This is a genomic window from Pseudovibrio sp. M1P-2-3 (genome assembly GCF_031501865.1).
GTDB lineage: Bacteria > Pseudomonadota > Alphaproteobacteria > Rhizobiales > Stappiaceae > Pseudovibrio > Pseudovibrio corallicola.
In genome coordinates this window covers 1,731,453-1,752,886 of record NZ_JARRCW010000001.1, presented here as the reverse complement: position 1 = coordinate 1,752,886, position 21,434 = coordinate 1,731,453, and the positions used below count along the sequence as shown (strand labels likewise).

Below are 21,434 nucleotides of genomic sequence, written 5' to 3'. Positions count from 1 at the left end.
CGGGCAAGCACTTGGAAGATCTCATGATTTACGCAAAGTACAACTGGCGACCCTAACACCCTAGGTTATTAAGATATTTGCTGAAAACTTTAAGTAGCAACGATTGAAGCGAAAAAGCGGTGGATGATTGGAATAGGTACGAATGCTGACCCACCACCCTATGGTTTTCAACTCTTCTCTTCGAATCTGGGAAGACTAAAGCAGTGAGCCATTTTATTGAAACAGCTCACTACTTTCACCGATTGTTTAGCCGCGTATCTTTACCCAAAAACCGGTATCCACTTTTCGGCGATACGCTCTACTGGGGCAAACGGCTTTGCAGAAGATGCTCAGGCTCTTGGCCAGCCAAGTCTGTGTGGGAAACGTGAGTGGCTGTCAACTTTGGCTTGGAAAAGCTGGCGGCAGAATAAATCGGGCCAGAAAAGCTCGGGGGGTGGTTGAATTTCACGACAATATTGAGACCGCTGCCGTTTTGGGCTGTATCTTGTATGGCTTTCTCATCCTTGAGTGGAGAGTTGTTTGCCACTTGCGAAATTACACTCAAGGACGGCACGAAGAAAACAGAAAGCACCTGACTTTTGAAGGCATTGCGCTCCCTTTGTTCCAAGGAAAAAAAGCCGCGCTCCGGCATCGGCCAGTTGTATTTCTCTCTCGCATCAACAAGCGTTGCCTCAATCAATTTCAAGCCAAGGTCCAGCGCTCTTGGGTCATACCCGTACAGCTGAAAACGAAGGGAATCAATTAGCCCTTCTTCACTGCCTCTGGCCGAGAAAAACAAAGTTGCCCCACTGTCCTTCAGGGAAGATGAGATATCGTCCCTCTCAGTTTTCCGGTTATTTTCCTTGGAAAGGACAATAAGGTCCGATGCACATTCGAAAGCCCCGTCCTGAAAGGGTGCTGGAGACCACCCTGCATTGGTAAAACCAGCCTGCGCGAAAAAACTACAAATATGAGCGGGGTTCATATTGGGCCAGAACACATGGCCAAGCTGATTGTTGGCATCCCTGTCAAACAATTGCCCCAAGATATCCGGTGGGGTATCTTCAATAGATCCCTCAAAGGCCGGTTCCTTCACTCCCCATAAGATGCTTTGTGCCCCGTGCCAAAACCCCTTCCAGTCAAATGCCACCACAGTGGGGTAAAGCTCCCAAAGCACTGCACCAATAATTACTAAGGGCAACACCTGTTGAAGTTTAAAGCCACGCCGTCCAACAAGCATACGCCATCGGCTGGGTACATTGTGATGCCCTGTTCGCCCGTGTCCGCCTTTGCCTGCCAGCATCCTCACCCGCTCCACACTGCCAAAACCAGCTGTTATTTCGGCTAAAAAGCCCCAATACCCCTTAGGTTTTAAAAGGTTTGATTGTAGGTGCCAACCTCCGGATTTTCATGCAGGATAGTGTCCATCACCTCAAACATCTGCCGCATGCGCGTTTCACTGACCGGACTTTCCACCACCACAACGATCTCGGGCTTATTGGAGGAAGCTCTGGCAAGCCCCCATGTCCCGTCACAGGTTTCCACCCGTATCCCATTAATTGTCGTAAGTGAGGTAATGGCCACGCCCCCCAGTTCCGATTGGGCTTTGATACGTCGAGTAACCCGGTCAATGACATCGTATTTTACCTTATCCGCACATTGGGCGGACAGAGTGGGAGACCCCCATGTTTTGCCAAGGCTGCGGCGCAAGTCCGCAAGTGTTTTCCCGTAGTTTTTGTCCATCATCTGCAAAATGATAACCGCAGAAAGCAGTCCGTCGTCATACCCCCGGCCAAGGGGGGTATTCAAAAAATAGTGACCGGACTTTTCAAATCCAGCGAGAGCGCCCAAGGCGTTCACCCTGCGCTTTATGTGGGAATGGCCGGTTTTGTAATAGTGCGTATGCGCACCATTTTTTTTCAAAATCGGATCATTTGCAAATAGCCCCGTGGACTTCACATCAACAACGAACTGGCTGTTTTCATGGTCCGCAGAAAAGTCGCGGGCCAGAAGAACCCCCAGTTTGTCGGCAAACAGAAACTCTCCTTCATTGTCCACCACCCCGCAGCGGTCCCCGTCCCCGTCAAACCCGATGCCCACATCTGCACCGCTCGCCAGCACCTGCTTCTGAATTGCCCGCAGCATTTCCAGGTCTTCTGGATTGGGGTTGTAATTGGGAAAGGCGTGGTCCAGCTCACAATCAAGGCGCACCACTTCCACACCAAGCCGCTCCAGCGCATGGGGAGCAAAAGCTCCTGCTGTTCCATTGCCACACGCGACCACAGCTTTTAGCGGGTTTTGAATGTTGGGCCGATCAACAAGATCAGCAAGATACCGCTCGCCAATATCCTCGTGAAACTGATAGGAGCCCCCCGTCTTTGCCACGAACTGCGCTGACAGCACCAACTCACGCAAGCGCTCCATTTCCTCTTGCCCAAACGTGAGAGGCGGACCAGCACCCATCTTGACCCCTGTCCAGCCATTCTCGTTATGAGAGGCTGTCACCATTGCCACGCAATCTACCCCGAGATCGAACTGGGCAAAATACGCCATGGGCGTCAAGGCAAGACCAATATCATGCACCTGAATGCCGGAGGACATGAGCCCGTTGATAAGCGCCTGTTTTATGCCACTGGAGTACTGGCGATAATCGTGGCCGGTGACCACTTCAGGAGATACGCCCATTTGATGAATGAGCGTTCCAAGCCCCATGCCCAGCGCCTGCACTCCCATGAGGTTGATTTCTTTTTCATAAATCCATCGGGCATCATATTCGCGAAAGCCCGCGGGGTTGACCAGAGGCAGGGTTTCAAAGGGCAGGGAGTTTGGCTTCAAACTTTCAACCGGCTTTAAAAACATGAGCGCCCCCTTGCTCCAATGCGTTGCCGGGGTGAATGGCAACCACGCGTAAATCCCCCTGACCCGCATTAAAAAACCGGTAGCTCGCCTTTGGCGCTACAAATACGGACTGGTTCTCCTTTATGAGCTGGGAAGTCCCGTCCACGTCCACTTGGAGCATGCCCGAAACCACCACCCAGTGGGCCCCGCTTTGCCCTTGCGTTTCCCGCTTACTCCCTTCGCCGAAGCGCAGAACCCTCTCCTCAACGCGGTATCCATCTCCTAGTGAAATATGCCCGTCAATACCCTTGGAAGTGGCGGCGCAGCGCTCCCCCCCTCCGTTACAAAGAGCAATTGCCTCTTGCTCAAATTCCAGTGTCTCGACGATGCTTTTAACCTGCTGGCACCTGTCTTTTGAGGCCACAAGTAGAGCATCCTTGGTATGCACGATGACAAGATCTTCCAGCCCCAGCGCATAAACGGGCGTCCCTTCGGAATAGGCAAGGCAGTTGCGGCTGGAGGGAAACCGGGCCTCGCCCACAGCTGCATTCCCCGCTTCAGTCTTCGCGCTCACTTGCCACAGCGATGCCCAGGACCCCAGATCACTCCAACCCGTTTCCATTGGCACGCAGCTCACATTGTCCGCAGCCTCCATAATGGCAAAATCCAGAGATTGAGCTCTTACTTTCGCAAAACGGGCTTCATTCAAATTAATCCCTTGCGTGCTTCGGCTCGACTGCTCATAAACTGCCTGCGCCCCCTCCCAAATATCAGGGGCATATCGCATGAATGCCTTGTGCATGGTCTCAACAGAAAACAAGAACACCCCCGCATTCCAAAGGTAATGCCCCTCCTCAACAAACGCCTTCGCAGTCTTCAGGTCCGGCTTTTCAACAAAGCGGGCAGCGGTTTGCACCGCCCCGTCTCCAGAGGTTTGAATATAGCCATAGCCTATGTGCGGCTCGCTTGGCTTAATGCCAAACACCACAATCTGCCCGTTTTGTGCAGGCTCGACAGCTGCGGTGACGGCTTTGTAAAACTTCTCCTGATCCTCGATCAGATGGTCGGAAGGAAGCAGCAGAACCAGTGCATCAGGAGAGTTTTCTTGCGTAAAAAGCACCGAAAGTGCAGCAGCAGCGGCGGTGTTGCGCCCCTCAGGTTCAAGGATAAGATGAAACTCCTCAAAACACAGCGCCTCCATTTGCTCGCCCACAAATGCGCTGTACTTTCTATTGCTAATCACAAGGGGGGGAAGAAAAAGCTCCCCGCATGTACGCTTCACCGCTTTTTGAAAAAGGCTATCCCCTTCAAAAAGCGGCAGAAACTGCTTGGGAAAATTGCGGCGGGAGAGTGGCCAAAGGCGGGAGCCAGACCCACCCGATAGTATTGCCGGAAGAATTTTCACCATAACCGCAGGTCAAGCCCTCAATCACGCACCGTTTAAAAGTCCCCTTCCAGTACCATGCGCCCCCCGGCAACGATATTCGTGAAAATTTATCTTACTCTTTCCTTTGGTTAAAATATGGGGCACGATTTCTCGATCTGCTGGGGCGGCAGATTCTATGGCCGTGCGTTCTGGTCCATTGAAAGGGGGAGTGGAATGCTTGAGACCCTTTTTTCCATCATAAATTCCAAGCGGGACGAACTTGTTCGCCTGACACAGGACCTGATCGCCTTTCCCACCGTAAACCCACCGGGGGAAGCCTATACCCCTTGTGCTCTTTATATTGGAGAAAGGCTGTTAAAACGGGGATTTGATGTTCGCTACATTCGCGGTGAAGGTGCTGCGGGTGATAGCAATCGCTATCCGCGAACCAATGTAGTGTGCCGCCGCGAAGGCCGCTCTTCAGGCCCATGTGTTCACTTTAACTCCCACATTGATGTGGTGGAGGCGGGAGATGGCTGGACGTTCGATCCGTTTTCCGGAACCGTTCAATCCGGGCGAGTCTATGGGCGCGGAGCCTGCGACATGAAAGGTGGTCTGGCCGCCTCCATCATCGCTTTGGAAGCGTTTTTGGAATATCAGCCGGATTTTAACGGAGCAGTTGAGTTGTCCGGCACAGTTGATGAAGAATCAGGCGGTCTGGGCGGCGTCGCCTATCTGGCAAATCTGGGGTATTTTTCAAAGCCTCGCGTGGATCATGTGATTATTCCCGAGCCCCTCCACAAAGACAGGGTTTGCCTTGGTCACAGGGGCGTTTGGTGGGGGGAGGTTGAAACCCACGGCTCCATCGCCCACGGTTCCATGCCGTTTTTGGGGGACTGCGCCGTGCGTCACATGGGGGCTTTTCTGGATTTGCTGGAAAAACGTCTTTACCCACAGCTCGCCCAAAAGCAAACAGAAATGCCCGTAGTGCCCGAACAGGCCCGTCGCTCCACTTTGAATATCAACAGTATCCACGGCGGTCAGGGCGAGCACCACACAGGGCTGCCCTCTCCGTGTGTTCCAGACAGCTGCCGCATAGTGCTAGACCGGCGCTTCCTTATGGAAGAAAGCAGTGAGAGCGTGCGCTCGGAAGTTGTAGATATTCTTGAAGATCTGGCTAAGACCCGCAAAAATTTCCGGTATACAATCAAAGAGATACTTGAAGTTCTGCCGACAATGACACAAAAAGACGCACCTGTGGTCAAGGCCATTGCTCAGGGTATAGAAACCGTTCTTTCTAAACCTGCCGAAATGGTTATTTCCCCCGGCACCTATGACCAGAAGCATGTAACCAGACTAGGGCACCTGCACGAGTGCATTGCCTACGGTCCGGGCCTTCTGGAAATGGCACACAGACCGGATGAATTTGTCGTCATAGAGGATATGGTGGACAGTGCGAAGGTTATGGCACAAGCTACCCTCGCTTTGACGCAGAGTACAATTTGATTTAAATACAGAAAAATTTTTTAAAGCAGTCATGGGGACAGTTTTATGGGCTTGGGTAAGCTTACAAAAATAACTACGGGATTGAGTCTGGCAGTGGGCGTCATGCTGGCGCCGCAAACATCGGTTCTGGCCGCTGGCGCTAACACCACCCTCAATCTGGGTATGGTTCTGGAGCCGCCGCATCTGGACCCGACAGCGGGCGCTGCAGCTGCCATTGACGAGGTGACCTACGCCAACGTGTTTGAAGGGCTCACCCGCATCGGGCCAGACGGTTCCGTTCGCCCGGCTCTAGCCAAATCCTGGGAAGTATCTGAGGACGGCAAAGTCTACACATTCCACCTGCAGGAAAACGTCAGTTTTCATGATGGCACCCCGTTCACGGCGGAAGATGTCAAGTTCTCCCTTGGCCGCGCCCGCGCTGAAGACAGCGTAAATGCCCAAAAGCAGCGTTTTCATGCCATTGACAGCGTGGAAGTGATTGACCCGCTCACAGTAAAAGTTTCCTTGAACCGCCCTGCAGGTGATCTGCTGTTCAATCTGGGCTGGGGCGATGCCGTCATGGTCTCCCCTGAAACCTCCGCTAAGAACAAAACCAACCCTATCGGCACCGGCCCTTTCAAGTTTGAAAGCTGGACCAAGGGTCAGGACGTCAAGCTGGTCAGAAACGAAGCGTACTGGGGCGAGCCTGTGGCTCTGGAAAGCGCCACAATGAAGTTCATCTCCGACCCGAGTTCTGCTTTTGCAGCTATGATGTCCGGTGATGTGGACGCATTTGCCAACTATCCGGCACCAGAGACCATGGCCCAGTTTGAAATGGACCCACGTTTCAAAGTGGTCATCGGCTCAACGGAAGGCGAAACAATCCTTTCTACAAACAACAAAAAAGGTCCGTTCAAGGATGTGCGCGTACGCCGTGCCATTGCGCACGCAATCGACCGACAGTCCTTGATTGAAGGCGCCATGTTCGGCCTTGGCACCCCAATCGGCACCCACTTTGCCCCGCACCATCCGGCTTATGTGGACTTGACCACAACCTACCCGCTGGATCTGGAAAAGGCGAAAGCGCTGCTGGCGGAAGCAGGTTACCCTGAAGGCTTCAAGGCCACCTTGCAGCTGCCGCCTCCACAATATGCGCGGCGCGGCGGTGAGCTGATTGCCTCTGACTTGAAAAAAGTCGGCATTGAGCTGGAAATCATTCCCGTTGAGTGGGCCCAGTGGCTTTCCAAGGTTTACAAAGAGCGTGATTACGATCTGACCATCGTCTCCCATACCGAGCCAATGGACATCGGCATTTATGCCCGCAATGGCTACTATTTCAACTATGACAGTGAAGCATTCAAGCAGATCATGAAGGATCTGGATGCCACAACAGACACCAGCGCCCGTTACGAACTGCTGCGCAAGGCGCAAGAGCAGATCACAGCGGATGCGGTGAACGGCTACCTGTTCCAGCTGGCAAAAGCCGGTGTCTGGAATGCAAACCTTGAAGGCCTTTGGGAAAACTCCCCAATCCCTGCCAATGATCTGACACAGGTTCACTGGAAAAACTAGGCGTTGACAGGGTGCGGGCCGTTGCCTGCACCTGTTCAATTTTAAAAAGGCTGGGTTCAAACCCGGCCTTTATCCTATGACCTATAGGCTCCCTGCCCTCATCCCCCTATAGTGGGATTGAGGATATAAAACCGGGACAACCATGTTTTCTTTTGCCTTTTTCCGTCTGCTTGTTTTCAGCCTGACGCTTTTTGCTGCCAGTCTGGTGCTGTTTGTGGTGCTGGAGGTGATCCCCGGTGATCCGGCGCAGCTCATGTTAGGTATGAACGCCTCCGCTGAAACGCTGGCTGCTCTGCGCGAGCAAATGGGGCTCAATCTTCCCCTTCTCACCCGCTACATCTCTTGGGTCGGCGGCATGTTGCACGGCGATTTTGGCATTAGTTACACCTACTCGGTACCCGTGTCCGAACTGCTTCTGGGCCGCCTTGTTGTCAGCCTGCCTCTCGCTGTCGTCTCGCTTATCCTGTCCGTTCTCATTGCTATTCCTCTCGGCGTTCTTTCTGCCCGTTATCGCGGCAAGGCGTTGGACACCTCCGTCATGGCAGGGGCGCAGATCGGCATTTCGCTGCCGAACTTCTGGCTTGCCATGGTGCTGGTCTATATTTTTGCCATCACGCTGCGCGTGCTGCCCTCCGGTGGTTTTCCCGGCTGGGATGCAGGCCTTGTGCCAGCACTCAAAGCGCTGATCCTGCCCTCCATAGCCCTTGCCTTACCGCAGGCAGCCATTCTTGCCCGCGTCATGCGCTCGTCCATGGTCGATGTGCTACACGAGGATTACATCAGGACCGCCCGGGCAAAAGGTCTTTCCAAGCGTGCAACCTTGTGGCGGCATGGGGTCAGAAACGCCCTAATTCCCCTGCTTACCATTATGGGGCTTCAGTTTTCCTATCTCATTGCCGGAACTGTAATCATTGAAAACGTGTTCTACCTTCCAGGCGTAGGCCGCCTCATTTTTCAAGCCATCACCCAGCGCGATCTGATCACCGTGAAAAGCGCGGTGATGGTTCTGGTTGCCTGCGGCATCTGCGTTGCCTATGTGGTTGATCTGGCTTACGCGGCCATAGACCCGAGGCTGCGCCGATGACAGCACCAATCCAAACCAAGATGTTCAGCCGTTTTCGCGGTGCTTTGCGCAACAAGTCCTTTGCCATTGGCCTTTTCCTTGCCGCCACCATTGCGGCTTGCGGGCTGTTATCCCTGTTCTGGACCCCAAGCCCCATTGATGTTCTCAATGTATCCCAGCGCTTGAAGCCCCCAAGCGAAACCCATCTGCTAGGCACCGATCAGTATGGCCGTGATATCCTATCCATGCTTATGGTCGGCGCCAGAACCTCCATTCTGGTAGCCCTGCTGGCCGTCTCCCTTGGCATGGTCATCGGCGTGCCCCTTGGTCTTCTTGCCGCCACCAAACGGGGCATCTGGGAAGAAGGGCTCATGCGCGTTAATGACGTGATCTTTGCATTTCCCGCCATTCTTTCGGCAGTTCTTGTCACGGCCCTGCTCGGCCCCGGCCTCATCAACGGCGTCATTGCCATTGGTATTTTCAATATTCCCGTGTTTGCCCGCGTGGCCCGCGGCGGCGCGCTTTCCCTGTCGGCCCGCGAGTTTCTACTCGCTGCCCGCCTTGCAGGCAAAGGCCCGTTTCGCATCACGGTGGAACATATTCTGCCCAACATCGCCAGCTTGCTTATCGTGCAGGCCAGCATTCAGCTTTCCATGGGCATTCTGGCAGAGGCCGGTCTTTCCTATGTGGGGCTTGGCACCCAGCCGCCCCTTGCCAGCTGGGGCCGTATGCTGTTTGAAGCTCAAACCATGGTGGCCTTTGCCCCGCAACTGGCCCTTTTCCCCGGCCTTGCCATCATCCTTTCCGTTCTGGGCTTTAACCTTCTGGGAGATGGCCTGCGAGACCTGCTAGACCCCAAACTACGCAAAAGGACGGCCTGATGTCTTTGCTGTCTCTGAACAACCTTCACCTTTCCATTGGCGACACACCAATCCTCAAGGGCATCAGCCTTTCTGTTGAGCAAGGGGAAACCCTTGGTCTTGTGGGTGAAAGCGGTTCGGGAAAATCGTTAAGCGCCTTGGCTGCCCTGCAATTACTGCCGGAAGGCTCCTCCGTGCAAGGTTCCATCACCTACAACGGGGCAGAACTGGTGGGGGCACCTGAAGGGGTTATGAACCGCCTGCGCGGCAAAGACATCTCCATGGTGTTTCAAGAGCCTATGACAGCCCTCAACCCCACCAAAACCATCGGCAACCAGATTGCCGAAGGCATCCGGCTCCATCAGGAAAAGTCCTCCCTTGGTGGTAAGAGGGAGATTGAAAAGCAGGTTCAAAACCTGCTTGAACGTGTTGGCTTGAGTTCCGAGGCCTCTTTTAGGAAACGCTACCCGCACCAGCTTTCCGGCGGACAGCGCCAGCGGGTCGTCATTGCCATCGCCATTGCCTGCCGCCCGAAGGTCCTGATTGCAGATGAGCCTACAACGGCGCTGGATGTGACCGTTCAGGCGCAAATTCTGGACCTGTTGAAAGATGTGGTTGCGCAAGAGAACATGGCGCTGCTCCTTATAAGCCATGACTTGGCGGTTGTGGCCCATATGGCAGACCGCATCGCCATCATGCAGCATGGACAAGTGGTGGAAGAAGGGCCGACGGATACCCTGTTTGAGACCCTCTCTCACCCCTACTCCCAAAAATTGGTGGAAGCCTCCAGCCACACCCCCCCGCAGCGCAAGCGCCCCGTAAAACAGGACGCGGCCCCGCTGCTTGCAGTTGAGAGCCTTGTACGCTCTTACCCGCTGCCCCGGCAGGTCCTTTTTGAAAAACGCAGGCACCACGTTGCTGTCAACCAACTCTCCTTTGCCCTTCACCACCACCAGAGCCTCGGCCTTGTGGGAGAGAGTGGATGTGGCAAATCCACGCTGGCCCGAACGGTTCTGGGTCTAGACACCCCGCAGGCCGGCGCAATCCGGTTTCTCGAAAAAGATCCGTTTTCCGCACAAGGTGCTGAGCGCCTTTCCCTGCAAAAAGGCATACAGGCAGTTTTTCAAGATCCGTTCGGCAGCTTCAATCCGCGCCACAAAGTGGAACGGATTATCAAAGAGCCTCTTTTCCTTCTGCGTCATCAACTCAGTACAAAAGAGCAAGAGAGAAAAGTTTATGATGCCCTTGAAGCCGTTGGTCTTTCTCAAAAAGACGCACAAAAGTACCCACACGAGTTTTCAGGGGGGCAACGCCAACGCATCGCCATCGCCCGCGCTCTTGTCACCCAGCCCAAACTGATTGTGGCTGATGAGCCGGTTTCTGCCTTGGATGTTTCCATCCGCGCCCAAATTCTGGACCTGTTTGCCGACCTGCGCGACCGCTTAGGAGTGGCCTACCTGTTCATCAGCCATGATTTATCTGTGGTGCAGGCTATCACTGACCATGTTCTGGTGATGCATAACGGAGAAATTGTCGAACAAGGGCCCACCGCTCAGGTCTTCGCCTCCCCGAGCCACGCCTACACCCGAAAACTGGTGGAAGCTGCTCCGAATCTGCACGAGGTCCTTGAGCAACGCAAACGCCGCGTCAGTTTTTAATTCAAAGTCACGCACTCCATAATTGAAAGTGCTCACACAACTATCTAAAAGTTTAGTTTTAAAATAAATTTGCAACTTAGCGCCGCAGTTCCACTCCAGCTAGCGCTTGGCGCTGTCTACATATGCCTCAATTCAACCCTGCAAAACTATATTTGGTAGGGAAAAATATTCCCAGCCACCACTCCTAGAATTCCTCCTCAAATCTCTACAGTTTTCCACTTGTCCAAATCCGGAATATGCGCGGGGATAACTTGTTAAATGAACCGTTGAAAAGCCATCACCTCCTAAACACCAAACTCGATAAAGCCGCAGCGTCTTCAATTTCTTATAAGAGTTTTCTAACAATTCACATTGGAAGTAAGGTCACCCACACAAAGCCTATGGATAACTTTGAATAACTAGCCCTTTCCCTTTTGATATTTGTATTGAAAGCGCGTAGGTTCCCCCTCCACATTTTGTTTTTCATAAAGATATTACGGGAGCCATTGGGGCTATGCGCTTAGGAATTGACTGGGGCGGTACCAAACTTGAAATTATTGCCCTGTCCGATGACGGTACTGAGCTTTACCGCAAGCGTGTTGCCACGCCCCAAAATGATTATGACGGCTGCATTCGCGCTGTTATGAACTTGGTGGAAATTGCGGAAAACGAAACGGGTCAGACCGGCACTCTCGGCCTTGGCATTCCAGGTTCCATCTCCCCCAGCTCCGGCCTTGTCAAGAACGCCAATTCAACATGGCTCAACGGCAACCCGCTGGACAAAGATCTGGAAGCAGCGCTTGGCCGCCGCGTGCGCGTGCAAAATGACGCCAACTGTCTGGCTGTATCAGAAGCAACAGACGGCGCTGGCGTTGGCTTTAAGGTTGTGCATGCCATTGTTATCGGTACTGGCTGCGGCACCGGCATTTCAATGGAGGGTAAACCTCTCATTGGCGCCAACGGTATTTCCGGCGAATGGGGCAGCACACCTATTCCATGGATGCGCGAGGAAGAGTTCCCCGGCCCTGTCAACTGGACAGGCAAGCCCGGCACCATAGATATGCTGTGCTCCGGTACCGGTTTTGAGTGGGACTATGAAGATACCACCGGCATAGGCAAATCTGGCCGTGAAATCGTTTCCATGATGCGTGCAGGCGATGAGCAGGCACAGGCCACCTACCAACGCTATTTGAACCGTTTGGCCCGCGCCATGGCCATGTCCGCAAACCTTCTGGATCCGGACTGCTTTGTTCTGGGCGGCGGCATGTCCAATGTAGACGAGCTCTATGACGATCTGGCGGAAGCCATGCGTCCCTATATCTTTTCGGATGGATACGAAGTCATCATCCGCAAAGCCAAACACGGCGACAGCTCCGGCGTTCGCGGTGCTGCGTGGCTTTGGAGCAAAAACAACCCATAATTTAATTTTTTGTGGCACTGGTCCTTAGCCTATTCTTTTTATAGTTTAAGGCACACCGCCGCCTATAACTGTGAGAGATCCATGTTCCAGCCAGAGATGCCTTCCCGGGAAATCCTTGAAACGCTTGTGGGTTTCAACAGTGTCAGCAGCAATTCCAATCTGCCGCTTTTAAACTGGATAGAAGACTATCTGGTCAGCTTCGATCTGGAGCCGATCAAGGTCTTTGATGAAACCGGCGAGAAGGCCAACCTGTTTGTCACAATCGGGCCCGAGGCTAACAATGGCTACATTCTCTCCGGCCATACGGATGTGGTGCCCGTTGAGGGGCAGGATTGGGCAACTGATCCGTTTACCTTGACAGAAAAAGACGGAAAGCTCTTTGGGCGCGGTTCCTGCGATATGAAGGGTTTCCTCGCCTGCGTTCTCGCAGCTGTGCCAAGCATGGTGAAAGCCCCCCTCAAGCGCCCCATCCATCTGGCTTTCTCCTATGACGAGGAAGTGGGCTGCATTGGCGTACGCCGTCTTATTGATGATCTGAATACCAAAGGATTCAAGGCTGAAGCCTGTTTTGTGGGCGAGCCCACAGACATGCAGGTGATCGTGGCCCACAAGTCAAAGGCGTCTTACACCGCCATCTTCACCGGCCTGTCCTGCCACTCCTCCCTCGCCCCGCACGGCGTCAACGCGGTTCAATACGGCGCGCGCCTTGTGAGCAAGCTGGAGCAGATGGGCGCGGCGCTTGCCGCAGGTCCCCATGACGAGCTGTTCGACATGCCATACTCCACCGCCCACACCGGCGTTATGCGCGGCGGAACGGCCCTCAACATTGTTCCTGATCATTGTGAGGTGGTCTTCGAGTTTCGCGTTCTGCCCACGGAAAGCCTCCATGCCTGCGTCGAGGAAATAGAGCGCCACGCCATGGAAGACCTTCTGCCGCAAATGCGCGCCGTGTCTCCCGAGGCAAACATCGAGTTTATTCCCGCCTCTGAAATTCAGGGGCTGAATACAAATGCGGAAGCGGAAGTCTCTATTCTGGCGAAAAAGCTGGCGGGGCGAAATGACCACGCAAAGGTCGCTTACGGCACCGAGGCTGGTCTTTTTCAAAACGTCCTTGGCGTCCCCACTGTGGTTTGCGGCCCCGGTTCCATCGAGCAAGCACACAAACCGGACGAGTTCATCAAAATCTCCGAACTGGACAAGTGCGACAAGTTCCTAAACAAGCTCATCGAGCACGCAAGCCGCTGATTCATTTACAAATCAAAGCCTAGCAACGAGCTCCGTACTGAAGAGGGCTAATCCTCTTCAGTCGAACCCCGCCTCACACCTATTTGTGAGCGTTTGTGCTCAGCAGTGCGCTTGCCCGCATGACCCAAGGGGTTTAACAGACCTTGCCACACATACCGCCGTCATCCCGGCCAATGAGCCGAGATCCAGACATACCAACAGATTTGCAATAATACCGACTGCACTCATTTCTTTGGGGCTAAGGAGAACCTTGACAAAACTTAGCTCGATTTACGGGTTCAACTATAAATGGAAGCAGCTGTTTTAGATCTAGGTAAACAGTTCCAGCACCATGTCACAACTAGTAAACAGCTTTGGATATCAATGTTACGCCTTCTAACCACCATGACGCTCCTGTCCCTATCCTTTGCCGGAGCTGCGCATGCAGCGTGCACCAGCCAACCTGAAAGCAGTTTGATCTTGAACAAGGACACTGCCAGTGATCCGGCCTCAGGTCTTGTTTGGAAACGGTGCGCTGTCGGGATGAGCTGGAATGAAACTAATCAAACCTGCTCCGGTCAGCCGGAAGGATTAACGCAAGATACGGCCAAAGCCGCTGCAAAGCACGCGGGCCAGAACTGGCGCGTGCCGACAGGCAGAGAGCTGGAAACACTCATCATTGAAGGGTGCGACGGCTATTTCATTGATAGAAAAGCCTTCCCGAACATCGAAGCATCAAACTTGGGCGAAGGGGCCAAGTTCTGGACCTCAACAGAAGCGATGATCCCGAATATGTTCTATTTCTTTGACCTCACCCACATCAATGTAGACATGCACTCCTCAGGCTACGACCTCTCGGTGTTACTCGTTAAAGATTTATAGGAGAGCCAGCTTTCCAACTCACTAAACAGCCCAATAAGCTGTGCCCAAACTTCCAATAACTGCACAAACAACCTGCGGTAGCTAGCTTGTTCGCCACCATTGCCATAGGCCCTCGGTCAAAATTAAAACAATTATTGGCCTAGCCATGCTGCAAACATTATCAACCGCTTGCTTTTGGGCATTCCTATTCTTGCTGCTCGCCAGCCCATTTATGCCTGTATACCTTATGTGGAGGATGGCTGTCCTTTCCGCCCTAGCATTTACAGCAGATTACCTTCTCTCTACACCTATAACTCCCTTGGTCGAACAAAGCGACTTCAGTAAGGATGCAAGTACAGCAGGTTACCTTCTCTCTACACCTACACCACCCTGGGTCGAACAAAGCGACTTCAATAAGGATACAAATAGGGCATTTCATATATTTTTTTGGTCCACTTACACCCTCATATTCATTTTCAGATTAGCTGCAGCAATGAAAAAGTATAAAACCTTTTTTCCTATTGTTGGCCCTAACACCCTTTTTAAAAAATACTTTGATATTGCCGCACTCGTGGCAAGTGGCTGTGCAATTGGATTGGCTATTGCGGCTATTCTGGCAACAGTCTTTTCTGGCACCTCAACAGGAATATATCTTGATCTAGGCATAACCATCTCAGCGGCGGCTCTGGGTATTCTCGCCTTCCTTATTCTTCGGGGAAAGCTCGCCCTCATATGCCTCACGACCCTTGCAACCTTCGCAACCATAGCTGGTATAGGGTCTTTTCAGACCAACAAAATTCTCGAAACAGGAGAAGCGTTGGCAAACGGTCGCCCTTGGTGCCTAACCTCAACAAGCAGATCCCTTCAAACTGGGCAAGTCTCTGACATTGGCCAACTGGGGTTTTTCTCACTGCCAAAAGGAAACTCCTATCCCCACTTAGGCTTAGTGATAGGCGTTCGGAACCAGACATACCTTGCAGCTCACTGGTCCATAAAACAGCAGAAGTTCGAGCCTTCTGAATATGTCGATAGATACACGCCCACCTGCCTTCCAGTTAAGGACTTCGCCAGCGCACTGGCAAAAGGAGAAATTGAAAGCAACAGTTTCGCACTCGGGCCAGTGCACTATTCCATTCCAGACAAGTACCAGCCACGCGCCTTTATGGATCGTCTCCGGATCCGCATGCCCAAGCCAGCAACATCTGGTGATGCCACCTCAGCTCGCATTGATCACGTAAATGTATATTACAGCCCAAGCGAACCGCATATTCCTGTAGATGCCATAGGGCTGCAAGATAAATCCAAACTTACCCAAATCGATCTTACTCAATACACATATAGAAATGAACTCGTTCTAACAGACAGTGACAAAACAGCAGGAAAACAGGCTATCTTGCACTGCTCCTATCGTAGTTGCCGCGCGGAAGTATTCGACGGTTCGCTGAAATACGTTTTTGGCCTTTCCTACGAACATCTCGACGAATGGAGCGAGGCAACCCGTCATGTTTCACAGTTGTTCAACAGTTCTCAGCAATAGCCCTTTTAAGGACTGGTGAATTTCGCAAAAACACATTGCGCTGGGGCCAAAGCTGGGCTAATCAATTGCCATGAATATTCGGTCAAATCAAAATGTGCTTTGGTGGTGGCGCCCGTAACGGCGGCCATGATGATGCACGTGTTGATTTAACACGACAGATCTTCGAGCCGCCGCGTTTCACGCAGGCGGTTTTGTTGTATCTGGCCTTCTGCGTTTTTCCGGACAAAGGGAAACGGGCACTCGCAAAGTTGGAGGAAAGCTATGCCGTCGACGGCAGCACGCACTTATAAAACCAAAGGCGGCATCACCATTCGCCGCTCCTCTCGGCCAGCTGATTATGAAGCGGGAACCAGTGAATGGATGGACCGTTTGGATACCCAGCGCGGCGCGGTTCTGTCCTCCTCCTATGAATATCCGGGCCGTTACACCCGCTGGGACATGGCTTTGGTGAACCCGCCCTTGCTGCTGGAAACCAACGACCGGTCCATTACCATTCGCGCCTTAAACCAGCGTGGAAAAGTGTTGATGCCCGCTATTAACAAAGCGCTTCAACATCATGAAGATATTGATGAATTTAATGGTGGTGAGATTGAAACAAATCTGACCATTAAAAAGCCAGAGCGGGCTTTTTCCGAGGAAGAGCGCTCCCGTCAGCCCTCGTCATTTTCCGTGGTTCGCGCTCTTGTTGCCCTGTTTTCCTGTGATGATGACCAGCTGGGTCTTTATGGCGCGTTCGGCTATGACCTCACTTTCCAGTTCGAGCCAATTGACCTGAAGTTAAAGCGTCCCGATGACCAGCGGGATATGGTCCTGTTCCTGCCCGATGAAATCCTCATCGTGGATCACTACGGGCATAAGGCCCACGTGCTGGAATATGAGTTCGAAGTGGATGGCAACAGTACGCAAGGCCTGCCGCGTGAGGGGGAAGAGACCCCATATAAAGCGGCAACTGAAAATCCGGGACGCGGCGACCATGAGCCGGGTGAATACGCCAAACTGGTGGGCAGCGCTGTTGAATACTTCAAGCGCGGCGACTTGTTCGAAACCGTTCCGGGCCAGACCTTCTATGAGCCATGTCCCAATCCACCCTCTGCCGTGTCCCGACGTTTGCAGCAGATCAACCCCTCTCCCTATTCCTTCTTTATCAACTTGGGCCACGGGGAATATCTGGTGGGCGCATCTCCAGAGATGTATGTGCGTGTCACAGGGGGCCGACGTGTTGAAACCTGCCCTATTTCTGGCACCATTCAGCGCGGCAGCAATGCCATTGAAGATGAAGCACAAATCCGCAAGCTGCTGAATTCCAAAAAGGACGAAGCCGAGCTGACCATGTGTTCTGATGTGGACCGCAACGACAAGAGCCGCATCTGCGCTCCTGAATCCGTGCGGGTAATAGGCCGTCGTCAGATCGAGATGTATTCGCGCCTCATACATACGGTAGATCATATCGAAGGCACTCTGCTGGAAGGAAAAGATGCGCTGGATGCGTTCCTCTCCCATACATGGGCGGTAACAGTGACCGGCGCGCCCAAACGGTGGGCCATGCAGTTTATCGAGGATCACGAGAAGAGCCCTCGCGCTTGGTATGGCGGCGCCATTGGCGCTGTGCTGTTTAACGGCGACATGAACACCGGCCTCACCCTGCGCACCGTGCGCATCAAAGAGGGCGTGGCGCAAATCCGCGCGGGCGCGACCCTGCTTTATGATAGTGTGCCGGAAGACGAAGAAGCCGAGACCGAGCTGAAAGCCTCCGCCATGCGCGCGGCCGTTCGCGAAGCTGGTCTTGCATTGAAAACGGAAGAAAAATCCGAGAAGAAGCAGCTTGGCAAAGGCAAGAAAATCCTGCTGGTGGACCACGAAGACAGCTTCGTGCACACGCTTGCCAACTACTTCCGCCAGACAGGCGCGGAGGTCATCACCTACCGCACACCTGTTGCCGATGCGGTGTTTGATGAAGTAAAGCCGGACCTTGTGGTTCTCTCCCCCGGCCCCGGCTCACCAACGGATTTCGACTGCGCCGCCACCATCGCCAAGGCGCGGGCGCGTAAGCTGCCCCTGTTCGGCGTGTGCTTGGGCCTGCAAGCCCTTGCAGAATCCTTTGGTGGTGTCATCGGCCAGCTGGACGTGCCCGTGCACGGCAAACCCTCTCCGGTCTCCTTCACGAGCGGCTCCCTCATTTTCGACGGGCTCTCCTCTCCGGTCACCGTGGGCCGCTATCACTCCCTGCACGCCAAAGCCGACACCCTGCCCGCAGAGCTGAAGGCAACTTCCTTCACTGAAGACGGCATTGTCATGGCCTTCGAGCACGTGAGCGAACCCATCGCCGCCGTCCAGTTCCACCCCGAATCCATCATGTCACTGGATCAGGACGCAGGCCACAAAATCATCGAGAATATTATTGAGAAGCTCGGCAAAGCCTAGGCTTGAGTTAAAAAAGTTAGAGATAAAGAGCCCCGCTATTTTGGCGGGGCTCTTTTAATCTGAAATCAAACTTTTTCTTTGGCACCGGCTAGTTTGGGGTCATCTAAAAAACCTTGGCGACCTGCCCAATCAAACAGCAATGACTTGAGATAATCTAGGTACTCACTCTCATCAGGGCTGTAGTCAAGTGGATAGCGAGTTTCTGACTTGGCTATACTGTCAAAAAACCTGATGATCTTATCTTTTATTTGTTTATTCTCTTTTATCGCCAAGTAGGTGTGGAGAGGTTTATCTTTTGTAACTGGCGGCAACTCCCAATGCTGCTCAAAGTCTGGCAGGCTGCATTCATGAGCGACGGCCAGCTCCTGATCTCGCGCCACTTGTATACTGTTGTAAATTGTTTGATTCATAGCCCACATTGGGTTGGCCTTTTTACCACTGTTTGTAAGAGGCCAGTCAGTATCGTGAAAAACACTAAATGGAATTTTGAAGTGTGTCGCAATTTTTATAAGGGCAGGTAAGATAGCCTTGCCACGCGCTCGAACGATCGACACCTTTTCAGAAAGAGGATGACTTGTTTCAACAACTGCTGCCAAAAAGGCTGCGTGCTCAGTGTCGCCCTCAACGAAAATTGGATAGGAACCAAAAAATATCTCAGAAAACCCAACATCCATTTGTTGTATAGCTTGAAGTTGTTGCTTTTCATCACCCTCAAACTCTATCTCGTCTGCACGATAGGTATTGGTCTTGATTTCACCATCTTCACATATATCTCTACTGAGACGAATAATTGTTGTGTGGTCCACAAGCGGGTTTATGAAAAATGGTGAGTGAGTTGTAATAAGAACTTGCCAATCTGAATCTTTTGCCAGCTCATAAAGCTGTTTTTGCGCAGCTCTTGCAGCCATAGGGTGAAGTGCATTTTCTGGCTCATCTATCAAAAGAACATAACCGGGTAGCGATGACTTACTTTCATCACCATCTACTCGCTCTTTTTCAGATATTGCTGATATTTGCCGTTCTAAATCTTTAACTTTATCATCATTGGGGCTTTTCTTCTTTTTTTCTGCGCGAAGAGTTTTCTCTAAATCTTCTCTCGCTTTCCTTTCCCTCGCAAGCTCATTGTGAACTTTCAACATGGACCAAAATAGTGCCCTTCTGGCCCCTGCCCCTTGCTGAGATAATGAGGTACTGTACTTGCCTTGTTTAATGCTAAGACCAGACCCTTCTTTAAGTAACTTCTCGACATTAATTGTGGGTGCGGCCAAGCGAATATTCAAATCAATGGCTAAGTCAGGAAAGATCTGACTTACATTTTCATCAATGGATTTCGATATTTGACTCAATTCAGTTTGGTAGGGGTCGATAACTGCATTTACTATGTTCCTAAGATCAGATATTGACTTGGATAAGTCCGAATCTGGTTGCTCTGATACTTCTTTTAGTCTTTTACCCATCGGCCCTAAGGCCAATGCCATTAGCGTTGTCTCTGTCTGTTCCGCATCCTCTAAAGAACCTATTCTTAAAGGTTGAGGTAACCCCGATTTGAAAACATTATCAGCGCCTCCAGCCTTACCATCAGCTGCCCAGTCATCAATTTCAGGATTCCAAGTTTGCCTCGTTGGTTTGCCCAATCTATCCCAACTCCAACGGCTACGAACAATTCTCTGTTCACCTTTAATAATCTTCCATTTTTCATCAATGTTGCCTAATGTTCCCTCAGGCACATGAACATCCAACTCCACAACTGCACTATCTTCTTCGGCGCAAAATTGAGACCTGTCCAATTCAGGATCAAATAAAGAAGGTGTATGAGCAAGCTCATATGCACGCAGAACAGTCGACTTTCCGGCATTGTTTTGCCCGACTAAACAGAGAATATTATCTAGAGCGATTTCAACCTCCTCAGATCCGAAGCAGCCAAGATTTTTAATCCTCAGAGTTAGTAGCTTTGACCGTTCACCCATACTCGCCTCCATATTAATTTTAAAGCAATGAGGCGCAACGCTGAATCGATTGGGGATTCCCAATCAGGTTGATTTGTGATTCACTCCTTTTAGGGAGGAGATCACATGGGCCGGCCACTTTCACTTGATTTACGCCTTCGCTTTAAAAGGCTCATTTTATCCGGGATGAGCGGGCGTGAAGCAGCACGCCGCCTGCTGATCTCTCCAGCATCAGGATCTCGCTTGGCCCGTAAAGTTCGGGAGGGGCAGAGTTTAATCCCGGTCAGGACAGGGCGCCCAAAGGGAGGCGGAAAATTGGAGCCCTACCTCTCCTTCTTGCGCGAGCTGGTCAATCAAGACGGAGATATCACGTTGATGGAGTTATGTGATGCACTTTTCATGGCTGAGGGAGTGAGGGTTCACCATACTTCCGTCTCCAAGGCTTTGCGCCGTCTTGGCTACACCTATAAAAAAAATCGTTGGTGGCAACCGAGCGTGGCAAACTCCATGTACAAAATGCCAGAGATGAATGGCGCCACACCCGTCAGCCTATAATGCGTGATCTGCCTGAGAGACTGGTGTTTCTCGATGAAACCAGTGTTAAAACGAATTTAACCCGGCTGCGAGGCCGAGCCTTTAAAGGGGAACGAGCCCTTGACACAGCGCCGTTTGGACGCTGGCAGAACCAGACCTTTATCGCCGGTTTGACCCACGAGGGACTCATTGCGCCCTGGGTTCTGGACGGGGCCATGAATGGCAAGGCATTCACCACTTATATCACGACACAACTGGCTCCATGCTTGCACCCTAAAACGGTGGTCATTCTGGATAACCTGTCCACACACAAAGTTCCAGAAGCCGCAAGGGCCCTCAGACAAAGCGGGTGTTGGTTCCTTTTTCTGCCGCCCTATTCTCCTGATCTCAATCCTATCGAAATGGCGTTTTCCAAGCTCAAAGCACACCTACGCAGAATGAAAGCCAGAACCTTTGAGACCTTGATAAAGGCTCTGGGTGACATATGCGATCTGTTCACACCCCAAGAGTGTTGGAATTACTTCAAGGCAGCTGGATATGTTTCAGTATAAAGGCTCAAGACTATAGTAGTAATTTTTAATAAAACAATTTTAAATATATATAGCTAAAATGTTACTTATCAAGCTGAGGAACTCAGTGAAAATTCCTAAAATACTTCGGTGAAGTCGTCTCACCAATGACTTGTTATTTG

At 52.1% G+C, this 21,434-nt stretch carries 15 protein-coding genes; 11 read left to right on the top strand and 4 right to left on the bottom strand.

Translation table 11 applies throughout. The features are described from left to right. Positions 1-298 precede the first annotated feature (298 nt). The 3 genes from P6574_RS08010 to P6574_RS08000 all read right to left on the bottom strand — a co-directional run bounded on the left by P6574_RS08010 (position 299) and on the right by P6574_RS08000 (position 4,225). Positions 299-1,282, bottom strand: a complete 984-nt coding sequence (locus tag P6574_RS08010) for a DUF6030 family protein (RefSeq protein ID WP_310619825.1) — start codon at positions 1,280-1,282, stop codon at positions 299-301. A gap of 68 nt (positions 1,283-1,350) precedes the next feature. Beyond that, complete coding sequence (locus P6574_RS08005) at positions 1,351-2,838, bottom strand: phosphomannomutase/phosphoglucomutase (protein ID WP_310619824.1); 1,488 nt, start codon at positions 2,836-2,838, stop codon at positions 1,351-1,353. After that, a complete protein-coding gene (locus P6574_RS08000) occupies positions 2,819-4,225 on the bottom strand; it encodes a mannose-1-phosphate guanylyltransferase/mannose-6-phosphate isomerase (RefSeq protein WP_310619823.1) in 1,407 nt (468 codons plus the stop codon). Before P6574_RS08000 ends, P6574_RS08005 begins: the two co-directional genes overlap by 20 nt. A gap of 192 nt (positions 4,226-4,417) precedes the next feature. On the opposite strand from P6574_RS08000, the gene P6574_RS07995 reads away from it, so the two are divergent. The 10 genes from P6574_RS07995 to P6574_RS07950 all read left to right on the top strand — a co-directional run bounded on the left by P6574_RS07995 (position 4,418) and on the right by P6574_RS07950 (position 18,263). Next, positions 4,418-5,689, top strand: coding sequence for an acetylornithine deacetylase/succinyl-diaminopimelate desuccinylase family protein (locus P6574_RS07995; protein ID WP_310619822.1), 1,272 nt, complete (start codon positions 4,418-4,420; stop codon positions 5,687-5,689). A 102-nt stretch (positions 5,690-5,791) separates the two neighbouring features. Next, positions 5,792-7,240, top strand: a complete 1,449-nt coding sequence (locus P6574_RS07990) for an ABC transporter substrate-binding protein (RefSeq protein ID WP_310622122.1) — start codon at positions 5,792-5,794, stop codon at positions 7,238-7,240. Between the two features lie 142 nt (positions 7,241-7,382). Continuing rightward, positions 7,383-8,324: an ABC transporter permease gene (locus P6574_RS07985; RefSeq protein ID WP_310619821.1), complete on the top strand. Its 942-nt coding sequence runs from the start codon at positions 7,383-7,385 to the stop codon at positions 8,322-8,324. After that, the gene (locus tag P6574_RS07980; RefSeq protein ID WP_310619820.1) at positions 8,321-9,184 is read left to right on the top strand and encodes an ABC transporter permease; all 864 of its coding nucleotides are present in this window, start codon (positions 8,321-8,323) and stop codon (positions 9,182-9,184) included. The genes P6574_RS07985 and P6574_RS07980 overlap by 4 nt, the downstream gene beginning before the upstream one ends. Beyond that, positions 9,184-10,821: an ABC transporter ATP-binding protein gene (locus tag P6574_RS07975; protein WP_310619819.1), complete on the top strand. Its 1,638-nt coding sequence runs from the start codon at positions 9,184-9,186 to the stop codon at positions 10,819-10,821. The genes P6574_RS07980 and P6574_RS07975 overlap by 1 nt, the downstream gene beginning before the upstream one ends. 493 nt (positions 10,822-11,314) lie before the next feature. Beyond that, the gene (locus P6574_RS07970; RefSeq protein ID WP_310619818.1) at positions 11,315-12,220 is read left to right on the top strand and encodes an ROK family protein; all 906 of its coding nucleotides are present in this window, start codon (positions 11,315-11,317) and stop codon (positions 12,218-12,220) included. A gap of 81 nt (positions 12,221-12,301) precedes the next feature. Next, the gene (gene argE, locus P6574_RS07965) at positions 12,302-13,465 is read left to right on the top strand and encodes an acetylornithine deacetylase (RefSeq protein WP_310619817.1); all 1,164 of its coding nucleotides are present in this window, start codon (positions 12,302-12,304) and stop codon (positions 13,463-13,465) included. Positions 13,466-13,753: 288 nt separating this feature from the next. Then, positions 13,754-14,326, top strand: coding sequence for an Lcl C-terminal domain-containing protein (locus P6574_RS07960; RefSeq protein WP_310619816.1), 573 nt, complete (start codon positions 13,754-13,756; stop codon positions 14,324-14,326). 472 nt (positions 14,327-14,798) lie between these two features. Further along, on the top strand, positions 14,799-15,842 hold the full coding sequence (locus P6574_RS07955) for a hypothetical protein (protein WP_310619815.1): 1,044 nt from the start codon (positions 14,799-14,801) through the stop codon (positions 15,840-15,842). Positions 15,843-16,103: 261 nt separating this feature from the next. Next, complete coding sequence (locus P6574_RS07950; RefSeq protein ID WP_310619814.1) at positions 16,104-18,263, top strand: anthranilate synthase; 2,160 nt, start codon at positions 16,104-16,106, stop codon at positions 18,261-18,263. Positions 18,264-18,328: 65 nt separating this feature from the next. Here P6574_RS07950 and P6574_RS07945 read toward each other — a convergent pair whose 3' ends face one another. Then, the gene (locus P6574_RS07945) at positions 18,329-20,230 is read right to left on the bottom strand and encodes an ATP-dependent nuclease (RefSeq protein WP_310619813.1); all 1,902 of its coding nucleotides are present in this window, start codon (positions 20,228-20,230) and stop codon (positions 18,329-18,331) included. 105 nt (positions 20,231-20,335) lie between these two features. Between P6574_RS07945 and P6574_RS07940 the strand changes: the two genes are divergently transcribed. After that, a protein-coding gene (locus P6574_RS07940; RefSeq protein WP_310619020.1) for an IS630 family transposase occupies positions 20,336-21,294 on the top strand; the annotation gives its coding sequence in 2 pieces (ribosomal slippage) (positions 20,336-20,677 and positions 20,680-21,294; 957 coding nt in all). Positions 21,295-21,434: the final 140 nt, after the last annotated feature.